This is a genomic window from Stenotrophomonas maltophilia group sp. Smal12 (assembly GCF_037079935.1).
Taxonomy (GTDB): domain Bacteria; phylum Pseudomonadota; class Gammaproteobacteria; order Xanthomonadales; family Xanthomonadaceae; genus Stenotrophomonas; species Stenotrophomonas sepilia.
This window is the reverse complement of sequence record NZ_JBAWUK010000017.1, coordinates 12,706-30,591: the sequence shown is the minus strand read 5'-3', so window position 1 is coordinate 30,591 and position 17,886 is coordinate 12,706. Positions and strand designations below refer to the sequence as shown.

Sequence of the window (17,886 nt, the reverse complement as noted above, 5' to 3'; positions counted from 1 at the left end):
CCCATGGCAGATAATCACTACGACGCCATTGTTGTTGGCTCGGGAATCAGTGGCGGCTGGGCAGCGAAGGAGCTGACCGAGAAGGGCCTGAAGGTCCTGATGCTGGAACGCGGGCGCAACATCGAGCACGTCAAGGACTACGTCAATGCGATGAAGGAAGCGTGGGACTTCCCGCATCGCAACCGGCCGACGCAGGCGATGAAGGCCGCTTTTCCGGTGCTGATGCGCGACTACGGCCTCGCCGAGAACCTGGAAGGAATGTGGGCCAACGAGCAGGACTCACCCTACATCGAAACCAAGCGTTTCGACTGGTTCCGCGGCTACCACGTCGGTGGCCGTTCGCTGTTGTGGGGCCGTCAGAGCTACCGCTTCTCCGACCTGGATTTCGAGGCGAACCTCATGGAGGGCATCGCCACCGATTGGCCGATCCGCTATGCCGACATCGCGCCGTGGTACGACCATGTGGAAAAGTTCGCCGGCATCGCCGGCACGCGCGAGGGACTGGACGTGCTGCCGGATGGTGAGTTCCTGCCGCCGATCCCGTTGAACATCGTCGAGAAGGACGTGGCCGCGCGGATCAGGAAGGCTTTTGGCGGCACGCGGCACATGATCCACTCGCGCACGGCCAACATCACCCAGCCGATGCCCGAGCAGGGGCGCGTGAACTGCCAGTATCGCAACAAGTGCATTCTGGGCTGTCCCTTCGGTGCCTACTTCTCGACCCAGGCGGCGACGCTGCCAGCGGCGATGAAAACCGGCAACCTGACCCTGCGCCCGTTCTCGATCGTCAAGGAAGTGCTCTACGACAAGGATCGCAAGCGCGCGCGTGGCGTGGAGGTCATCGACGCCGAGACCGGGCAGACCTATCAGTACACGGCCAAGGTCATCTTCCTCAACGCATCGTCCTTCAACTCGACCTGGCTGCTGATGAACTCGGCCACCGATGTCTGGGAGGGGGGGCTGGGGTCTTCGTCGGGCGAGCTGGGGCACAACGTGATGGACCATCATTTCGGTGCGGGCGCCTCGGGCCGGGTCGAGGGCTACGAAGACAAGTACTACTTCGGCCGCCGTCCGTGCGGCTTCTACATTCCGCGGTTCCGCAATGTCGCCGCCGACAAGCGTGGCTACCTGCGCGGATTCGGCTACCAGGGCGGTGCCAGCCGCACCGGCTGGTCGCGCGAGATCGCCGAGCTGAACATCGGTGCCGACCTGAAGGAAGCGCTGACCGTGCCCGGTGACTGGCGCATCGGCATGACCGGGTTCGGTGAGATGCTGCCGCACCACGACAACACGATCCGCCTGGACCGCGAGCGCAAGGACAAGTGGGGGCTGCCGGTGCTGGCGATGGACGTGTCCATGCGCGCCAACGAACTGGCGATGCGCAAGGACATGGCCGCCGATGCTGCCGAAATGCTGGAGGCGGCCGGGGTCAAGGACGTGAAGATGCACGACAACGACTACGCCCCGGGCAAGGGCATCCATGAGATGGGGACTGCGCGTATGGGACGGGACCGGAAGAGCTCGGTATTGAACGCGCACAACCAGGTCTGGGATGCCCCCAATGTGTACGTCACCGACGGTGCCTGCATGACCTCCAGCGCCTGCGTGAATCCGTCGCTGACCTACATGGCGCTGACCGCGCGCGCGGCCGACCACGCGGTACGCGAACTGAAAGCGGGGAACCTGTGATGGATCGCCGCGAACTGCTGAAGATGATCGTCGCCGCCACCGGTGCGGCCATGGTCGGCCTGCCTGCGCTGGTGCAGGGCAAAGCGCCAGCGGCCGGGGCGATGGCCGCGTTCTCCGATGCCGAAATCAGCACGCTGGACGAGATCGCCGAGACCATCCTGCCGCGGACCCGGACACCCGGGGCGAAGGACGCGGGCGCCGGTGCGTTCATGGCGACGTTCGTCAGCGACTGCTACACCGCCAGGCAGCAGGCGGTGTTCCGCGCCGGGCTGGCGGACATCGACAAGCGCGCCGGTGGCCGCTTCGTGTCGCTCACGGCGGAGGCGCGCACCGGATTGCTGCGTACACTGGATGCCGAAGCCAAGGCGCGCAATGCAGACGTGACCGAAACTGGAACGCCCGAAGAGGGCGAAGCCATGCCGCATTACTTCACGATGATCAAGCAGCTGGCCATCTTCGGCTTCTTCACCTCCAAGGTCGGTGCGACCGGGGTGCTGCAGTACGTCGCCGTGCCGGGGCGCTACGACGGTGACCTCGCCTATGTCCCCGGCACACCTGCCTGGGGAACCAGCTGATGGACACCAACCTGATGATCCGCCCTGCGTTGATCACCGCCGGCCTGCTGGCCGCTGCATCTGCGTTCGCACAGGACAGTGCCGACGCTGTGCGTGACCCGAAGAAGACGGAAGTGTGGACCCCTGTGCCCGCGACCGTGGCAACGCCACCCGGCAAGGCACCGTCCGATGCGATCGTGCTGTTCGATGGCAAGGATCTCTCCGCGTGGGAATCGGAGCAGGGTGGCCGCGTGCCCTGGAAGGTTGCCGGAGGCGCCATGACGGTTGTTCCGGGCAGCAAGGGCATCCGTACCCGGCAACCCTTCTGCGATGTCCAGCTGCATGTCGAATGGCGTACGCCCGCCGAAACGAAGGGCTTCGACGGCCAGAACCGGGGCAACAGCGGGATCTTCCTGCAGGGACTCTATGAGTTGCAGGTACTCGACAGCTACCACAACCCGACCTACGCCAATGGCCAGGCGGGTTCGATCTACAAGCAGGCCATGCCACGGGTGAACGCCTCGCGCGCACCGGGCCAGTGGCAGGTCTACGACATCCTCTGGAAGGCCCCGCGCTTCTCGCCGGGCGGCGGCCTGACGTCGCCCGCACGGATCACCGTGCTGCACAACGGCGTGCTGGTACAGGACGACACCGTGCTGGCGGGCAGGACCGAATACATCGGTGCGCCTTCGTACGCACCGCATGGGTGCGCGCCGCTGTATCTGCAGGAACATGACTCCAAGGTCAGCTACCGCAACATCTGGGTGCGCGAGCTGTAGCGCCCACCCGCTACTTCGCCAGGTAGCTGGCGATGTCATCGATCTCCTGCTGTGACAGCTGCGGGAAGGGGGGCATCAGACCGCCGCCCTTCCTGATCCTGTCCTTGACCTGGGCGGGCTGCAGCCGCTTGCCGACATCGGTGAGCGCCGGGAACGTCGGCGGTACACCGGTGCGTTCAGCACCGTGGCAGGCGGTGCAGTGCTGGGCGTAGAGTTTCGCGCCGGCGGCCGGGTCGTCCTTGGCCCACGCTGCCGTCGCAACGTTCATGCCGCCCAGGGCCACGGCCACTGCCAGGATCATTTTCATGTGGGGCTCCTTGATGCGTCAGCGGTGGGCACGGGTGGGCAGGTTGGTGGTCAGGTGTTCACGCAGGTAGTCCGCGCCGGCCTGGATGACCTTGGCCGGGTCGCGTGGCTGGTCGTGTTCGACGATGTACCACTGCACGCCAGCGGTGGCGGCGGCCGGCAGGATCGCGTCCCAGTCCAGCACGCCCTGGCCGACCGCAGCGAATCCACCTTCGTCTTCGGCCTCGCCCTTGGGCGCATTGTCCTTGGCGTGTACCGCAAATATGTGGCCGCGGAACTTGCCAAGCATCACGGCCGGGTCCAGGCCCGCGCGCGCGACCCAGGCCAGGTCCAGTTCGGTCTGCAGCTCGGGGCCGGCGGCGTCGAACAGCAGCTCCAGTCCGGTCCTGCCATTGAAGTCGACCAGCTCGAAGTCGTGGTTGTGATAGGCCAGCTGCATCCCCTTGCCGCGCACCTGCCTGGCAATCCGGCCCAGCTGCCGGCCCAACGCGGTCCAGCCGGCGGCATCGCGCGGACGGTCCTTCTGGTCCAGATAGGGCACCACCAGCGTGCTGTTGCCAATCGAGCGGTTGAAGGCCACCACGGCATCCAGGTTGTCGCGCAGCTCGGCCAGCTGAACGTGCGACGAAACCGCTTTGATCGAGTAACGGTCCAGCAACTGTTTCAGCTCCGCAGCGCTTGCATTCTGCGTACCGACGGTCTCCACCGCACGCACGCCCGCGTCGTGGACGATCTTCAGCTGTTGGTCAAGCGGGCCGGCGTTGCGCAGCGTGTACATCTGCACGGCGATGGGCTTCTGCGCACCGGCTGTGTTTCCTGCGAAGGCGGGCAGGACTGCAAGCAGCAGCAGGACGAGGGTTGCAGTTCTACGGACAGGGATGTTCATCAACAGATCCTCCCGGGATTCAACCGATGGTGGTCCAGGTGCGTGACCTGGCCGATGCAATGACACGATCAACGATCTGCGCCGAGCGCAGGCCGTCTTCGAAGGTGGGCAGGCCCTGCGGCCGCTCGCCTTCAATGGCGCGATAGGTGTCGGCCACGAACGCTTCGAAGCACTGCCCGTAGCCCTGCGCGTGCCCCGCTGGCAGCGGCGACAACCGGCGTTGTTCGGCACTGCCGGCGCCCGGGCCGCGTACGAAGATTTCCTCGCGCTGCTCGGGCAGGCCGATCCACAGCCGCTCGGCATCCTCCTGGTTGAACGCCACGCTGGCGTTGGCGCCGTCGATCTCGAACCAGAGCCGGTTGTGGCGTCCGGCCGAGACCTGGCTGACCGTCAATGACGCCAGCGTGCCCGCGCCGGTCCTGAACATCGCTGCGGCCACGTCCTCGCTCTCGACCGCTTGCTTTGCGCCGTCTGTCGCCGGCGTGCTGAAACTCTGGGAGGTGGTTGCGCTGCGCTCGGGGATCACCGTGGCAAACGCCGCGTTCACTTCGGCGAAGCACTCGCCGCTGACCCATTCAACCAGGTCGCACCAGTGCGACCCGATGTCAGCGAACACGCGCGATGTGCCACCCAGTGCAGGGTCAACCCGCCAGTTGTTGCTGGCCGGGTCCAGCAGCCAGTCCTGCAGGTAGCTGCCATGGATCAGGTGCAGTGGCCCCAGATCGCCCTGCGCGATGCGTGCGCGTGCCTCGCGGACCACCGGGTGGTAGCGGTAGACGAAGGGGACGGTGGCGACCAGTCCGGTCGAGGCGGCCAGCGCCGCCAGCGCCTGCGCATCGTCCAGCGTCGTCGCCAACGGTTTCTCGCAGATCACGTGCTTGCCGGCGTCCAGTGCGGCCTGCGCCATCGCGCGGTGCAGGTGGTTGGGCGTGCAGATGTGCACGACCTGTACCTGGGGATCAGCGACGACGTCCTCGATATCGCGATAGGCGCGCGGGACATTCCACGCATGCGCCACCTCGCGCGCGCGCTGCGGCGACGAGGCGGCCACGCCGCGCACCTCGGCGCCAGCCAGCAGTGCCGCGCGGCGATGCACCGCGCCGATCATGCCGGTACCAACGATGGCGATTCCAAGCAGGGGCATCGGCCGGTCTCCTCAGGGTGTGGACGACGCGGCCGCCGCTACCGGGCGGTCGCGGAACAGCAGCAGGAAGGCGATCAGCACCACCAGTGCAACGCCGGCCGGGAACAGCCAGATCTGCTGCCAATCGGGGCCGGCCTCGGTGGTGAAGTGCTCCACTACCGCGCCGGACAGGAAGGTGCCGATCAGCATGCCCACGCCATAGGTGGCCAGGGTGATGAAGCCCTGCGCGCTGCTGCGCGCGGCGGGGCCGGCGTGGGCATCGGTGTAGATCTGGCCGGTGACGAAGAAGAAGTCGTAGCAGATGCCATGCAGTACGATGCCGATCACAAGCAGGGAGAAGCCACTGCCCGCATCGCCGAAGGCGAACAGCGCGTAGCGCACGACCCAGGCTGCCATGCCGACCGCCAGCATGGTCTTCACCCCCAGCCGCACGAACAGGAACGGCATGGCCAGCATCAGCAGCACTTCGGACACCTGGCCCAGCGACTGCAGGCCGGCCGCGCCCTGCACGCCCAGGTCGTTGAGATACGGATTGGTGAAGTTGTAGTAGAACGACAGTGGGATGCAGATGGCGATGGAAGCCAGGAAGAACACCAGGTAGGCGCGCGACTTCAGCAACCGCAGTGAATCCAGCCCCAGGATCTGTCCCAGCCCGGCATCGCGCTGCTGCGCCAGTGGCGGCGTGTGCGGCAGGGTGAACGCATACAGGCCCAGCACCAGCGATGCCAATGCGGCCATGCGGAAGGTCAGTTCAAGCCGATGCGCCTGTTCCCAGCCCAGCCAGCCGATCAGCACGCCTGCAACGATCCAGCCGACGCTGCCGGCCACGCGTACCAGCGGGAACTGCTTCTCCGGCGATTGCATGTGCCGCATGGCGACGCTGTTGGCCAGTGCCAGCGTCGGCATGAACAGGAGCATGTAGCCCATGACGCACGCGGAAAACACGCTGAAACTGGTGGCGGTGGACGCCAGGCACATCAGCACCGCGCCGGCCAGGTGCAGCACCGCCAGGATGCGCTGCGCCGCGAAGTAGCGGTCTGCGATCAGGCCGACCAGGAACGGCGCCACGATGGCGCCGATGGACTGGCTGAGGAACGCCGTTGCCACCTGGCTTGCGCTGGCCTGCAGCGGGCCCTGTACCAGGTAGGTACCCAGGGTGACGAACCACGCCCCCCAGATGAAGAACTGCAGAAACATCATCGCGCCCAGGCGCGACATGGCGTGCGTCATGGCTTGCCCTCCCGGGGCGGTCGTGGCTCAGATTCCCAGCATGCGGCGCAGTGATCCAGCGTCCGTGGCGCTCCCGGCAAAGTCGTCGAAGGCGCGTTCGGTTACATGGATGATGTGATCGCGGATGAAGGCGGCACCCTCGCGCGCGCCGTCCTCCGGGTGTTTCAGGCAGCACTCCCACTCCAGCACCGCCCAGCCGGGGAAGTCGTACTGGGCGAACTTCGAGAAGATCGCCTTGAAGTCGATCTGGCCGTCACCGGGTGAGCGGAACCGGCCCGGACGATCGATCCAGTCCTGGTAGCCGCCATACACGCCGCTGCGCGCGCTGGGGCGATACTCCGCGTCCTTGACGTGGAAGATGCCGATGCGGGCGTGGTAACGGTCGATGAAACCGAGGTAATCCATCTGCTGCAGCAGCAGGTGGCTGGGGTCGTACAGGATCTTCGCGCGGGGATGATGGTCGACCTCATCGAGGAAGCGCTCGAATGTCGCACCGTCATGCAGGTCCTCGCCCGGGTGGATCTCGAAGCACAGGTCCACGCCGCAGGCATCGAACACATCCAGGATCGGGCGCCAGCGGCGGCCGAGTTCGGCGAAGGCTTCTTCCACCAGGCCCGGCGGGCGCTGCGGCCACGGATAGAAGTAGGGCCAGGCCAGCGCACCGGAGAACGTGGCGTGCGCGGTCAGCCCCAGGCGCTGGCTGGCCTGCGCGGCGAGCCGCAGCTGCTCCACGGCCCAAGCCTGGCGCGCGGGCGGGTTGCCGCGCACGTCTACGGGTGCGAATCCGTCGAACAGGCTGTCGTAGGCGGGATGGACCGCGACCAGCTGCCCCTGCAGATGCGTCGACAGTTCGGTGATCTGCAGGCCGTACCCGGCCAGCATGCCGGCAACATCGTCGCAGTACGCCTGGCTGCGCGCCGCCTCGGCCAGATCGAACAGGTGGGGCGCGGAGGTGGGAACTTGTACGCCAGAATAGCCCAGACCCGCGGCCCACCCGGCCAGCGTGTCCAGCCGATCAAAAGGAGCTGTGTCGCCGATGAACTGCGCCAGGAACAGCGCTGGACCCTTGAGCGTCTTCAACGTGATTCGCCCTCGATGCAATCGATTGCATTATCCTAGCAGGGGCGCACGCAGGACCTGTTGTGCACTGCACAGCGGACAGGAGAACTAACGCCATGGCCACCATCTACGACATCGCCAGGCACGTCGGCGTCTCCGCAGGCACGGTGTCACGGGCGCTTTCCCGGCCGGACAAGGTGCTGCCGGCCACCCGTGCGCGCATCGAGCAGGCCGCCGCCGCATTGGGCTATGTGCCCAACACGGTGGCCCGCACGCTCAAGACCCAGCGCAGCGGCAAGATCCTGGTCACCGTCCCGGACATCGCCAATCCGTTCTTCGCACAGATCCTGCAGGGTGCGGAGGAGGCCGCGCAGGCGGTCGGCTACGCGGTTCTGCTGGGCGATACCCAGCATCAACCCGATCGTGAGGAGCGCTACGCACAGATGCTCCGGCGCAACGAGGCCGACGGCATGATCGTGCTGGGCCATCGCCTGCCACCGACCGCGCGCGAAATCGTCGAGCAGCGCGGTGCAGCTGCGCCGGTGGTCAATGGATGTGAGTTCGACCCCGCACTGGGCATCCCCAGCGTCCATATCGACAACGCGGCCGCCGCACGCGCGGTGATGGAGCACCTGTACGGCCTGGGGCACGAACGGATCGCCGTGGTCGGCGGGCCACCTGACAACCCCCTGCACCAGCAGCGGCTGGAAGGGGTCCGGGCCGCCGGCAAGGCGCGGGGTCGCCTGCGCCAGCTGAGCATCGTGCCCGGGGACTTTTCCGTTGAGTCCGGGCATGCGGCGGTGATGGCGCTGCTGGACGGCACGCCCGTGCCGACCGCGGTGTTCTGCTTCAGCGACCAGATGGCACTGGGGGCACTGGCGGCCTGTCGCGACCGGGGCATCCGCGTTCCGGAAGCGCTCTCCATCGTCGGCTTCGACGACCTGGCCTCTTCGCGTTATCTCACCCCGCCGCTGACGACCATCCGGCAGCCGATGCGTGAAATCGGCGAGCGCGCGGTCAACCTGCTGCTCGCCATCATCGAACAGGTCGATGTACCGCTTCAGCAGACGCTGGAGTTCAGCTTCATGCTGCGCGGTTCGACAGCGGCGCCTCGGTGGTAGCGCAGGCGAGGCAGGGCAGTCGGAGCAGGGCGGCCGGCCCGCGCGTCGTGCCGCGACCTTGATCCCGAATTGACGCAAAGCTGTCAGACTCATCGCAGGCAGCCCGGCAAGGGCCGTGGCAGCAGGTGCGATCGCGCAAGGGGGGGCAATGCCATTCTTCACCGATTCGGCGGAAGGCGCGGTCGAAGGCATTGGCGCGGCACGTCGCATCGGCTGGATGCGTTTCGTCGGCAATGGACTGGGGGCAATCCCCATCGCTTCGATCATCCTCGAGCGCCACGATGGGCCGCTGGCGTGGGTCCTGCTGCTGCTCAACGCGCTGGCGTGGCCTGCGCTGGCATTGATGCTGACCCAGCGCTCCGGCCAGCCCGCGCTCGTCCAGTTCCGCTGCATGGTGGCCGACTCCTTTTTCGGTGGTGGCTGGATCGCCTTCATGGCGTTGAGCGCGGTGCCCAGTGCACTGTTCGCCGCACTGCTGGTGGCCGACAAGATCGCTGCCGGTGGCGTTCGCCTGGCGATGCGCGCCACGCTGGCCCTGATGCTGGGCTTCGCGCTCACCTGGTGGGCGCTCGGCTTCCCTTACCAGCCGGTCACCTCGCAGCGCACGATCGTGCTGAGTGTCCCGTTCCTGTTCGTGTATGGCATCGGCCTGAGCATTCTCAGCTGGCAGCTGGCGCGCCGGGTCAAATCGCAGAACCGCCAGCTGCAACGTCTCAGCCGGATGGACCCGCTGGTCGAACTGGCCAATCGTGGCTTCCTGATCCTGCGTGCGCAGCAGGCGCTGGACCGGGCACAGGGCCAGGGCGGGTTTGCCTGCCTGCTGATGCTCGATGTGGACGACTTCAAGCGCATCAATGACTCGCATGGCCACCGCGCCGGTGACGAGGTGCTGCGGCATATCGCGGCGACATTGCGCACCGTTGCCCGGCCCGGTGATACGCCCGCGCGGCTCGGGGGCGATGAGTTCGTCGTGCTGCTGCGCGACTGCACGCCTGTTGACGCGATGCACGTGGCCGAGCGGGTGCGCCTGCACCTGCTCGAGGCCGCGCGGCAGGCCACGCCGGGTGTGGAATTCAGCGTCAGTATCGGCATTGCGGCCACGCCGCGTGGCGGCAGTGTCGAGGACTGGTTGGCACTGGCCGACCGCGCGCTGTACCACGCCAAGCGCCAGGGCAAGAACACCGCCAGCTATGGCGAGTGAGCGCGCGTGGGGACGGCACGGCTGCCGCCGAACGAGGATGAAATGCCCATTCATCCTGCACGCGGAATCAGCACGCCAATCCTCTACCATGGGCCACCCCGCCCGGACGCGCTCCCATGCAAGACGCTCTCGTTGCCCAGCCCAAGCCCCCCATTCCAAGGATCGCGGCGTGGCTGATGATGCTGCTGGGCATGTGGCTGGCGCTGAAACTGGGCCTGGTGGTCACCCTTCTGTCCGGCCTGCTGGTGTTCCAGCTGACCCACCTGCTGGCTTCCACCGTGGAAGGCAGGCTGCCGCCGGGACGCGCACGGGCGATCGCCGTGATCGTGCTGTCGGCGATCATCATCAGTGCGCTGGTGCTGGCCGGGATCGGCGTGGCCTCGTTCTTCCGCAACGAGACCGGCGGCCCGGACGCATTGCTGGCGCGCCTGATGGAGATCCTCAACACCTCGCGGCATCAGGTACCGGCGCTGCTGCAACCCTACATCCCCGAGGACATGCCGGCGCTGCGCGCGGCGCTGAACGACTGGGCCGCCGAGCATCAGCGCCAGCTGGGCGTGGCCGGTACCTCGGTGGTCCAGGTGGGTGTGCGCGTGCTGATCGGCATGGTGCTGGGTGCGATGATCGCACTGTATGACGAACTGCCGCTGCCGAAGATGGGTCCGCTGGCGCAGGAGCTGATCGGGCGCACCAGCCGCCTGGCCACCGCGTTCCGCCAGGTGGTGTTCGCGCAGGTGAAGATCTCGCTGCTGAACACCGTGTTCACCGCGATCTTCCTGCTGGGCGTGCTGCCGTTGTTCGGCGTGCACCTGCCGCTGTCCAAGACCCTGGTGCTGATCACCTTCCTGGCCGGCCTGCTGCCGGTGGTGGGCAACATCATCTCCAACACGATCATCACCATCGTCGCACTGTCGGTCTCGTTCTATGTGGCGGTGGCGGCGCTGCTGTACCTGATCGTGATCCACAAGCTGGAGTACTTCCTCAACGCGCGCATTGTCGGTGGCGAAATCCAGGCGCGGGCCTGGGAGCTGCTGCTGGCCATGCTGGTGATGGAGGCGGCCTTCGGCCTGCCGGGCCTGGTCGCCGCGCCGGTGTTCTATGCCTACGTGAAGCGCGAACTGGTCGACCAGCGCTGGATCTGACGCGGCGGGGCATGACGTATTTGTCCCGATTCGAGCGTCCGCGCGGCCTTGTCGGTGCGTTCGCGGCGGGCACGGTGTACCGACGGCCACGGTTGGCCCGCTAGCGGCTTGGCGCCTGTGCAGGCGGCCGCTACAGTGTTCCGCACGACAGGGGAAATGTGCATGGCCCGCAAGGCGTCGCCCATCGGATTGCGGACCTGGGTCTGGATCCTGGCCGGGCTGTTCGTAGTCTGTACGCTGCCGCTGATGGCCATCGCACTGGTGCAGGGCACGCTGCGCTTCACCGCTGCCGAGGACAACCTGGTCAGCCTGCGCCGACTGCAGCAGACCTTCGACCTGGCCAACCGGGTGTCGGCCGAGCGCGGCCCAGCCAACAGCCTGCTGGGAGTCAATACGGCCGATGCGGCCGAACAGGCGCGGCTGGCCGCGCAGCTGGCGGTTGCGCGCAAGCGGGTCGACACCGCCCTGCTGCAACTGGACACCGTGTTCAAGGCCGATCCGGGCGTGGTCGACGAACATGGGCTGCTGGCCGACGCGCAACGTCGCCTGCAGTCGGCGCGGGCCGCGGTGGACCAGGTGGCGGCACAGCCGCACGAAGTGCGCCGGGTGGAAGACGTGGAGCGCGCGATCAGCAGCATGTTCGCCGTGGTCGATCGCCTGCACGTGCTGACCTCGGCGCAGATCAGCGTGCTGGTCAGTGCCGACCGCGAAGCGGCGATCCCGGCGATGCAGGGCCAGGTGCTGATCGACCTGCGCGAGCATGGCGGCCGCCTGGCCTCGAACGTGATGGCGCCGGTGGCGGTACCGGGGGCCTGGCGTGACGAACAGGTGCGGGCGGCATTGCAGACCGAAGGCCGCCTGCTGGAACTGTGGCGGCTGGCAGGCAGCCATGAAGCCGTGTTCCGCAGCGATCCGACGCTGTCCTGGCATTGGGACATGGCACGCCGCCAGTTCTTCGGCGAATCGCTGCCGATGATCGAACAGCTGATCGAAGATGGACGGCGTGGCGTGCCGCCGCCGTGGACCGCCGCCGAGTTCACCACGCGCTACGTACCGACCCTGCGGTCGCTGGAAGCGCTGCGTGACGGTTACCTGAGCGTGTCCATCGCCCGTTTCGAGCGCACCCGCAACCGCGAAGCCACGCGCCTGGTGGTGCTGGTGGCGACCGTGCTTGGCACGCTGGTGGTGCTCGGCGTGGCGCTGCGCATTGCCCATCTGCAGATGCTGCGGCCGCTGCTGCAGGCACAGAAGCAGGTGATCCAGATCGCCTCGGAAGCGCCCGGCCCGGAACAGCACGTGACCCACCCGCTGGCCGAGATGCAGCGCCTGTTCGATGCCATCGAAGTGCTGCGCGAGAAGTCGCGCGAGCGCTCGGCGTTGACCAGCGAGCTGCGCCAGCTGGCCGGCACCGATGAACTGACCGGGTTGTTGAACCGGCGCGCGCTGGACCAGAGGGTGCAGCAGCGCCATGCCGACGGTGGCACCAGCGCGGTGGTGATCCTGCTTGACATCGATCGCTTCAAGGCCATCAACGATGGCCATGGGCATGCTGCTGGCGACCAGGTGCTGGTGCAGGTGGCACAGCTGCTGCAGCGCCACCTGCGCCGCAGCGACAGCATCGCCCGCTACGGTGGCGAGGAATTCCTGGTGCTGCTCGCCGACGGCGATCTGGCCGGCGGCCGCCAGTTGGCCGAGTCGCTGCGCGTGGCCATGCGGCAGCTGGACATCGCACTGGCCGGAGGCAACGTACTGCGGGTCACTGCCAGCTTCGGCGTAGCCGAGGGGGGCACCGATGCGCTGGGCTGGCGCACCCTGCTGCGTGCTGCCGACGCGGCCATGTACCAGGCCAAGGCGCAGGGCCGCGACCGCGTGCGGGTGGCCGGCGGCGGCCGCAACGCACGTTGAGGATACGCATCAACCGATGCGCGCATGCACGCGCCGCAGCGTGCGCGCGATCATCCGCCTCGCGATGGGACGCGGCACCGAGAGACCGCGCCAGCGCAGCGCACCCACCCGGAAGGTGGCGCTGGCGGTGGCCAGTACCTTGCCGGCCGGGTCAGTCAGCCAGCCACGGGTGAAGGCGATGCTGCCCTTGCTGTGCTCGACTTCGCCCCAGCCGATGATCCGCCCCGGCCGTGCCGGGTTGACGAAACTGGTCTTGGATTCCACCGTGACCGCGATGCGGTTGGCTGGCAGGGTGGCGTAGATCGCCGGCCCCATGCAGTCGTCCAGCATCGCTGACAGGAATCCGCCCTGCACGTTGCCCATCGGATTGGTGAGCACCGTCCCGGCGTCGAACTCGACCTGGATGCGACGCAGTGCATCGTCATAGCCGACGAAGCGCCAGCCGAGCAGGGTGCCGGCCTGGGAACGTGGAAGATTACCGTTGACCACGCTGTAGAAGATCGATTCGGGGTTCATGGCGGAGCCTCGTGGGGAGGGGGCAAGGGAACTCACCGGGACAGTGACAGCACGGCCAGCGCGAGGCCGAGGAGCGACAGCAGCACCACGACCGCGCCGGTGGATACCGGGGTACGCGCACCGGTGCGTCGCCGCACGCCGGAGGCGACCAGCACCGGGGGCGCGGTGGCGACCAGGCAGAACAACTGGAACGCCAGCAGCTGTGGCAGCGCGAAGTGACCACCGAAGAAGATCAACCAGGCCAGCATCACGCCGGCACCGGCCAGTGCGATCCACCCGGCGCCGACCACGCGGATGAGTGCCATCAGCAGCACCTGCATGCGCGGTTCGATCTCCGCCCACGACATGCCCACGGCCTGCGCGTGGTAGGGCATGAAGTCGGAACGTTTCAGATAGGCCGCAGCAAACAGCGAGACAATGAAGAACGCCAACAGGTAGCAGCCGAACGCGAGCCAGGCGAACAGATCCATGTGGAGGCCGTGCGGTTGGGGGAGGAGTCGCCGCGTGCACGCCGGCTGCCATGCCGGTCGTGCCACGGGGTTGCGCGATTCTCGGGCACGCCCCTGTTAGCTGGGTGTAGTGCTCCGCAGGGGCGTTCCTCTATCTGCCTTTAACGTAAGCATGGTGGTGTGGAGTGCGTCACGCATGGACCATGCGCCGTATCTCGTTTCCCGTGAAGAGGCCGCAAGTGCTCATGCACTTTCCGGTCACCGCTCTGCGCAGACGCTGGGCGTCCCTCCGATCAAGGACCGCGCCGTGACCCAGCTCACCCTCCCAGAACTTGCCAAGAAAATGGCCGGCATCGATTTCACGATGCTGCAGACCCGCGCCGGTGGAGAAATTGCCGGTCGCCCCATGAGCAACAACGGTGACGTGGACTATGACGGTGACAGCTGGTTCTTCACCATGGAAGACACCGACATGGTGCGCGAGATCGAGGCTGACCCCACCGTCGCACTGGGTTTCTCCGGCAGCAAGTCGCTGCTGGGCAAGCCGCCGCTGTTCGTGCACGTGCAGGGAAGGGCGGCGCTGGTGCGCGATCGGGCCACGATGCGCGAGCACTGGGTGAAGGACCTGGAACGGTGGTTCGAACAGGGAGTGGATACACCGGGACTGGTACTGATCCATGTGCGCGCCAGCCGTATCCACTACTGGGATGGCGAGGACGAGGGCGAAATCACAACCTGATCCCGGCGCGGGGAGGCCGGCGGCAACGCGGCCGTTGCGCGCCGCGCCCGGGCTTTGCCATCCTCCCTGCTGTTTTCCGTACCGTGGAGTTCCAATGCGCCCTGCCTCCTGGCTGATCCTGGCCCTGCTGCCTGCCCTGGCGGCGGCGCAGCCTGCACGTGCACCGAAGGCCAGCGCACAGGCGCAGGACCCTTTCAGTGAGTTGTTCGATACCGCCTGCATGCAGCACATCGGCGCACCGGCGCGGTTGCAGTCGTTGATGGAATCCAACGGGCTGTCACCGCTGCAGCCTGCCGAGGCGGCAACGTTGCTGCAGGGGCAGTCGGGCGTGGCCTGGATGGTGCCGCTGGCCAGCGGCCGCTATGCGGTCAGCTGGGCTGACGATGGCACGTGTACGGTCTACGCCGAAAAGGCCGACGCGGCGGTCGTGCAGAAGGGCTTTGCCCGGTTGGTGCAGGCGGCGCCGACGCCGTTGCAGGCGCGCTCGCTGCCAGGCCGTGGGCCGTTGTCGGCGGACCAGGTGGCGATCCAGTACGGCTGGGCCACGCCCGGGCAGGCCAAGCTGCAGGTGCGTTTCCGGCTGGTCACGCGGCAGGCGGCCGAGGCCGGCGTGCAGGCGATGGCCTCGGTGACGCCGGGCGAAGCGATGCTGGAGCAGGCTGCACCCAGCCGGTAACGCTGGCCCCGCGCCGCGCAGGCTGCCCAGGCCCGCGATTCAGCCTTTCACGCAGATTGTGATATATCGTTTATCGATAAATCCACCCCGGGGGCGGCGAGGCCGCCCCAATGCCGGAGGCCGCTTGACCGCTCGTCCCGCCCGCGCCAGACCCGCGCGAGGCTTGTTCACCCTGGCCCAGGCCGCCGTCCAGGCCGTCCGGGCGATGTGCTGGCTGGGCATCCTGGCCGCACTGCTGGCCGTGCCGCTGGTCGCGCACGACCGTCGCTGGCTGCTCGACAGCGTCCACGATGCCGCTGCCGCTGCTGCACACGGCAACGCGCTGTTCCTGCACTTCTGCCTGGGGCTGGCTGTGATCGTCGCGCTGCTGGTGCTGTGCCTGCTGTTCCTGCGCCATCTGCTGCGGCTGCTGAAATCGGCGGCGCGTGAAAGGCCGTTCACCCACGCCAATGCGCAGCGCCTGCAACGCATGGCGTGGCTGATGCTGGCGATGGAGCTGCTGTCGATCCTGATCGGCGCCTACGCGGCCTGGATGGGCCCGGACTTCAGCTGGATGGAGGTGGGCGGCGGCATGTCGATCACCGGGCTGGTGGCGGTGCTGATGCTGTTCGTGCTGGCACGCGTCTTCGCCGTGGGCGCGGCGATGCGCGATGACCTCGACGGTGTCATCTGATGGCAATCGTCATCACCCTGGACCGCGTGCTGCAGGAACGGGGCATGACCCTGTCCGAGCTGGCCGGTCGCATCGACATCACCCTGGCGAACCTGTCGATCCTGAAGACCGGCAAGGCGCGCGCCATCCGCTTTTCCACGCTGGATGCGATCTGCCGGGAGCTGCAATGCACGCCTGGCGACCTGCTCGGGTACGACCCGGTGCGGGCGCAGGAGGCAGACTGAGTGTTTCTTCTTCTCCCTTACCCACTGACGAAACGGACCTGAAATGGAATGGTTGGCTGACCCCTCGATTTGGATGGGCCTTGCAACCCTGGTCGTGCTTGAGATCGTGCTCGGCATCGACAACCTGGTGTTCATCGCGATCCTTGCCGACAAGCTTCCGCCACACCAGCGCGACCGCGCGCGGGTGATCGGCCTGGCACTGGCCCTGCTGATGCGGCTGGTGCTGCTGGCGGCGCTGGCCTGGATCATGAAACTGACCGCGCCGCTGCTTACGCTGTTCGAGCACAGCTTCTCCGGGCGTGACCTGATCCTGCTGGGCGGTGGCCTGTTCCTGCTGTTCAAGGGCACCATGGAGCTGCACGAACGGCTGGAAGGCCGCGCGCACCACGAAGACGGCAAGAAGGTCTACGCCAGCTTCGCCATGGTGGTGGCGCAGATCGTGGTGCTCGATGCGGTGTTCTCGCTGGACTCGGTGATCACCGCGGTCGGCATGGTCGACAACCTGGGCGTGATGTATGCCGCCGTCACCATCGCGATGGCGCTGATGCTGCTGGCGAGCAAGCCGTTGACCCGCTTCGTCAACAAGCATCCCACCGTGGTGGTGCTGTGCCTGGGCTTCCTGCTGATGATCGGTTTCAGCCTGGTGGCCGAGGGCCTGGGCTACAAGATCCCGAAGGGCTACCTGTACGCGGCGATCGCCTTCTCGATCCTGGTCGAGGCGTTCAACCAGTGGGTGCGTTTCAATCGTGAGCGCAACGAGCGCCGCCAGCCGTTCCGCCAGCGCACCGCTGATGCGGTGCTGCGCATGCTCGGGGCGCGCCCGGCCAACGGCCATGCCGATGACGGCGTGGACGAGCCGGTAGATGCCGAAGAGCGCCTGCAGCCGGCCGAGCACGAGATGATCCGTAGCGTGCTGGGCCTGGCTGACCGGCCGGTGTCGAGCGTAATGACCGTGCGCGCCGATGTGCAGTGGATCGACCTGGCGCGGGGCCAGGAGGATGTGGTGGCCCGCCTGGTGGCATCGCCACACACCCGGCTGCTGGTGGGCGAGGGTGACCTGGACAGCCTACGTGGCGTGGTGCAGAGCCGCGACCTGCTGGCTGACCTGCTGCAGGGCAGGCCGCTGCAGCTGGAAGGCAACCTGCGCGAGCCGCAGTACGTGCTGTCCAGCGCCAGTGCGCTGCAGGCGCTGGAACTGATCCGCCAGCATCCGGTACCGCTGGCGGTGGCGGTGGATGAGTACGGCAGCGTGGAAGGCCTGGTGACCGCCAACGATCTGCTGGCGGCGATTGCCGGCGATCTGGTCGATACCCAGGACGAGCGCTATGGCGTGGTCGCGCAGGGCGAGGACCAGTGGGAGGCCGACGGTGCGCTGACCCTGGACGACCTGCAGCGGCTGACCGGCGTATCGCTGCCACGCAGTGCCGACTACATGACCATCTCCGGGCTCGTGCTGGAGCAGCTGGGCCGGCTGCCGGACACCGGCGATGCGGTGGAGGTGGCGGGTGTGCGCATCACCGTGCTGGCGATGGAGAAGCGCCGCATTGCCCGCCTGCGGGTGCAGCGCCTCGACGGAATGGCTTGACGCCCCTG

The 17,886-nt window shown here is 67.2% G+C and carries 19 protein-coding genes; 12 read left to right on the top strand and 7 right to left on the bottom strand.

The features are described 5' to 3' along the window. The first annotated feature begins 3 nt into the window (after positions 1–3). The 3 genes from WDC87_RS09645 to WDC87_RS09635 are packed head-to-tail and all read left to right on the top strand — an operon-like array spanning position 4 to position 3,022. Entirely contained in the window at positions 4–1,689 is a 1,686-nt protein-coding gene (locus WDC87_RS09645) for a GMC family oxidoreductase (protein WP_088496558.1), read from the top strand. Continuing rightward, positions 1,689–2,264 carry a gluconate 2-dehydrogenase subunit 3 family protein gene (locus WDC87_RS09640; protein WP_088496559.1) on the top strand — a complete coding sequence of 192 codons (576 nt, stop codon included), beginning with the start codon at positions 1,689–1,691 and terminating at the stop codon, positions 2,262–2,264. Before WDC87_RS09645 ends, WDC87_RS09640 begins: the two co-directional genes overlap by 1 nt. Then, a complete protein-coding gene (locus WDC87_RS09635; protein WP_252745238.1) occupies positions 2,264–3,022 on the top strand; it encodes a DUF1080 domain-containing protein in 759 nt (252 codons plus the stop codon). The genes WDC87_RS09640 and WDC87_RS09635 overlap by 1 nt, the downstream gene beginning before the upstream one ends. 10 nt (positions 3,023–3,032) lie before the next feature. Here the strand turns inward: WDC87_RS09635 and WDC87_RS09630 are convergent, their stop codons facing one another. From WDC87_RS09630 to WDC87_RS09610, 5 genes are read right to left on the bottom strand one after another with little or no spacing between them, the layout of a single operon-like run. After that, a complete protein-coding gene (locus WDC87_RS09630; protein WP_005415640.1) occupies positions 3,033–3,329 on the bottom strand; it encodes a cytochrome c in 297 nt (98 codons plus the stop codon). Between the two features lie 18 nt (positions 3,330–3,347). Next, positions 3,348–4,214 carry a sugar phosphate isomerase/epimerase gene (locus WDC87_RS09625; RefSeq protein WP_252745239.1) on the bottom strand — a complete coding sequence of 289 codons (867 nt, stop codon included), beginning with the start codon at positions 4,212–4,214 and terminating at the stop codon, positions 3,348–3,350. Between the two features lie 19 nt (positions 4,215–4,233). Further along, complete coding sequence (locus WDC87_RS09620) at positions 4,234–5,358, bottom strand: Gfo/Idh/MocA family oxidoreductase (protein WP_252745240.1); 1,125 nt, start codon at positions 5,356–5,358, stop codon at positions 4,234–4,236. Between the two features lie 12 nt (positions 5,359–5,370). Beyond that, positions 5,371–6,588: a nucleoside permease gene (locus WDC87_RS09615; RefSeq protein WP_252745241.1), complete on the bottom strand. Its 1,218-nt coding sequence runs from the start codon at positions 6,586–6,588 to the stop codon at positions 5,371–5,373. Between the two features lie 27 nt (positions 6,589–6,615). After that, a complete protein-coding gene (locus tag WDC87_RS09610; protein WP_252745242.1) occupies positions 6,616–7,668 on the bottom strand; it encodes a sugar phosphate isomerase/epimerase family protein in 1,053 nt (350 codons plus the stop codon). 95 nt (positions 7,669–7,763) lie between these two features. On the opposite strand from WDC87_RS09610, the gene WDC87_RS09605 reads away from it, so the two are divergent. The 4 genes from WDC87_RS09605 (at position 7,764) to WDC87_RS09590 (ending at position 13,016) form a co-directional block, all read left to right on the top strand. After that, positions 7,764–8,768, top strand: a complete 1,005-nt coding sequence (locus tag WDC87_RS09605) for a LacI family DNA-binding transcriptional regulator (protein ID WP_151355111.1) — start codon at positions 7,764–7,766, stop codon at positions 8,766–8,768. A gap of 148 nt (positions 8,769–8,916) precedes the next feature. Further along, positions 8,917–9,969, top strand: a complete 1,053-nt coding sequence (locus WDC87_RS09600; protein WP_151355112.1) for a sensor domain-containing diguanylate cyclase — start codon at positions 8,917–8,919, stop codon at positions 9,967–9,969. 116 nt (positions 9,970–10,085) lie between these two features. Then, the gene (locus tag WDC87_RS09595) at positions 10,086–11,111 is read left to right on the top strand and encodes an AI-2E family transporter (RefSeq protein WP_072168658.1); all 1,026 of its coding nucleotides are present in this window, start codon (positions 10,086–10,088) and stop codon (positions 11,109–11,111) included. Between the two features lie 162 nt (positions 11,112–11,273). Then, a complete protein-coding gene (locus WDC87_RS09590) occupies positions 11,274–13,016 on the top strand; it encodes a GGDEF domain-containing protein (protein ID WP_252745243.1) in 1,743 nt (580 codons plus the stop codon). A 9-nt stretch (positions 13,017–13,025) separates the two neighbouring features. On the opposite strand, the gene WDC87_RS09585 is transcribed toward WDC87_RS09590, so the two are convergent. Together WDC87_RS09585 and WDC87_RS09580 are read right to left on the bottom strand one after the other, a co-directional pair. After that, entirely contained in the window at positions 13,026–13,532 is a 507-nt protein-coding gene (locus tag WDC87_RS09585) for a PaaI family thioesterase (RefSeq protein WP_088496565.1), read from the bottom strand. Between the two features lie 32 nt (positions 13,533–13,564). Further along, on the bottom strand, positions 13,565–14,002 hold the full coding sequence (locus WDC87_RS09580; protein WP_227836618.1) for a hypothetical protein: 438 nt from the start codon (positions 14,000–14,002) through the stop codon (positions 13,565–13,567). A gap of 286 nt (positions 14,003–14,288) precedes the next feature. On the opposite strand from WDC87_RS09580, the gene WDC87_RS09575 reads away from it, so the two are divergent. From WDC87_RS09575 to WDC87_RS09555, 5 genes are all read left to right on the top strand, one after another. Then, on the top strand, positions 14,289–14,720 hold the full coding sequence (locus WDC87_RS09575; RefSeq protein WP_072168661.1) for a pyridoxamine 5'-phosphate oxidase family protein: 432 nt from the start codon (positions 14,289–14,291) through the stop codon (positions 14,718–14,720). 94 nt (positions 14,721–14,814) lie between these two features. Next, positions 14,815–15,396 carry a hypothetical protein gene (locus WDC87_RS09570; protein ID WP_005415652.1) on the top strand — a complete coding sequence of 194 codons (582 nt, stop codon included), beginning with the start codon at positions 14,815–14,817 and terminating at the stop codon, positions 15,394–15,396. Between the two features lie 205 nt (positions 15,397–15,601). After that, a complete protein-coding gene (locus tag WDC87_RS09565) occupies positions 15,602–16,069 on the top strand; it encodes a DUF2975 domain-containing protein (RefSeq protein ID WP_032954010.1) in 468 nt (155 codons plus the stop codon). Then, positions 16,069–16,293, top strand: a complete 225-nt coding sequence (locus WDC87_RS09560; RefSeq protein ID WP_188241192.1) for a helix-turn-helix transcriptional regulator — start codon at positions 16,069–16,071, stop codon at positions 16,291–16,293. Before WDC87_RS09565 ends, WDC87_RS09560 begins: the two co-directional genes overlap by 1 nt. Positions 16,294–16,336: 43 nt before the next feature. Continuing rightward, the gene (locus WDC87_RS09555; RefSeq protein ID WP_188241191.1) at positions 16,337–17,878 is read left to right on the top strand and encodes a TerC family protein; all 1,542 of its coding nucleotides are present in this window, start codon (positions 16,337–16,339) and stop codon (positions 17,876–17,878) included. The last annotated feature ends 8 nt before the right edge of the window (positions 17,879–17,886 follow it).